Annotated in this window: 1 protein-coding gene; it reads right to left on the reverse strand. The window is 62.1% G+C overall.

Annotation, left to right across the window (positions count from 1 at the left end):
• A partial coding sequence (locus V9L20_RS27295; RefSeq protein ID WP_337298909.1) for a superoxide dismutase occupies positions 1–546 on the reverse strand: 546 nt, incomplete at its 5' end.

The raw sequence follows: 546 nt of genomic DNA on the forward strand, positions 1-546 counted from the left end.
TCAGCCGAAGTTCTTGGCCGCGAAGTCCCAGTTCACCAGCTTGGCCAGGAAGGTCTCGACGAACTTCGGGCGCAGGTTGCGGTAGTCGATGTAATAGGCGTGTTCCCACACGTCCACCGTCAGCACCGGGGTGTCGCCCGTGGTCAGAGGCGTGCCGGCGGCGCCCATGTTCACGATGTCCACCGAACCGTCGGCCTTCTTCACCAGCCACGTCCAGCCCGAGCCGAAGTTGCCCACGGCCGACTTCACGAAGGCTTCCTTGAACGCGTCGTAGCTGCCCCACTTGGCATCGATGGCCTTGGCCAGCGCGCCGTTCGGGGTGCCGCCGCCCTGGGGCTTCATGCAGTTCCAGAAGAAGGTGTGGTTCCAGATCTGGGCGGCGTTGTTGTAGATGCCCCCGCTGGACTTCTTGACGATCTCCTCGAGCGTCATCGATTCGAACTCTGTGCCCTTTTGCAGGTTGTTCAGGTTCACCACGTAGGCGTTGTGGTGCTTGCCGTAGTGGTACTCGAGGGTTTCCTTCGAGTACTCGGGTGCCAGCGCGTC

The sequence above is a fragment of the Variovorax sp. CCNWLW225 genome (assembly GCF_037204045.1).
Taxonomy (GTDB): Bacteria; Pseudomonadota; Gammaproteobacteria; order Burkholderiales; family Burkholderiaceae_C; genus Variovorax.